1 protein-coding gene is annotated in these 1,079 nt (G+C 71.1%); it reads right to left on the bottom strand.

The window, feature by feature from the left end; genetic code table 11:
- Positions 1–35: 35 nt before the first annotated feature.
- Positions 36–1,079 (bottom strand): (Fe-S)-binding protein (locus tag ACNPM4_RS06735; protein ID WP_448985167.1); only part of this gene is annotated, 1,044 nt, incomplete at its 5' end.

Genomic DNA, 1,079 nt, shown 5'->3' with positions numbered 1-1,079 from the left:
GGGGGCGCCCGTTCTTTCGTCTTCATCCCGGCGGGTCAGGTCCGGGTGAGTTCCTCGAGGATCTCGATCACGTGCCGGTAGGAGCGGCCGGTGGCCCTGGTCATCCCGATCTCGCACGTGCGGTTGGCCGACACGAACGCATCGAAGCCGCCGCGCTCCTCCTCCGCGGCCGCGATCTCCGCGGATTCCTGTGCGGTCGCACTGGCGGTGAGTTCCGGATGCAGCATCCCACGGTCACCGGCGAAGGCGCAGCAGCCCCAGCCCTCCGGGATGAACACGTCGTCGGCGACGGCGGACGCGATCTCGGTCAGAGCGCCCGTCGCCCCGAGGGCGGTCGTCGAGCACGTCGGGTGTACGGCCACGGTCGGAAGCTTCGCCGGCACGGTCAACCGCGGCAGCACCTCTCGGGCGACGTACGTCGTCGCATCCTCGATCCGGAGCCCGGCGTACTTCGGACTCTTCGCCACGGACTGCGCGAGCATCACATCGAGGCCCTCGGTGCAGGATGCGGCGTCGCACACCACGGGGAGCTCGCCCTGGCGGCTCGCCTCCCAGAGGGAATCCAGCACCCGGTCGGACATGAGCCGGTAACCGTCGAGGTGGCCCTTGGACTTCCAGGGCGTGCCGCAGCAGAGGCCGCCGTTCTCCTCAGGGATCACGATGGGGATGCCGGCGCGTTCCAACAGCTCGCGCAGCGCGTCCCTCGATCCCTGGCCTTCGCCCTCCGCGCCGAACATCGTGCCGATGCACGCGCCGAAGAACACGACCTGCGCATCGCTCGGGGCTGCGGGGAGCGGAGGCTTCGACCCGCCGCGGGGAAGTCCCGCGTCGTAGAGCGGGAGTGTGTCGGCGCCCAGAACGGCGCGTCCCACCCGGGTCACTCCGCGGACGAGAGGAGCCGGGAGCGCGTCCGCGACCGTGAGGGCGATGCCGCCGGCCCGGGTGACCGTGCTCCAGTGCTTGGCCGCCGTGCCCCAGAGGGCACCCTCGACCGCGTTCGACTGCTCGGCCCGCAGCCGACGAACCAGGTCGCCGGTGTTGATGTCGACCGGGCACGCCACACCGCACATGCCGTCGAC

It is taken from the genome of Microbacterium umsixpiens (assembly GCF_053543675.1).
Note: the sequence above shows the minus strand (reverse complement) of the source record. Positions and strands in the feature narration are given on the sequence as shown.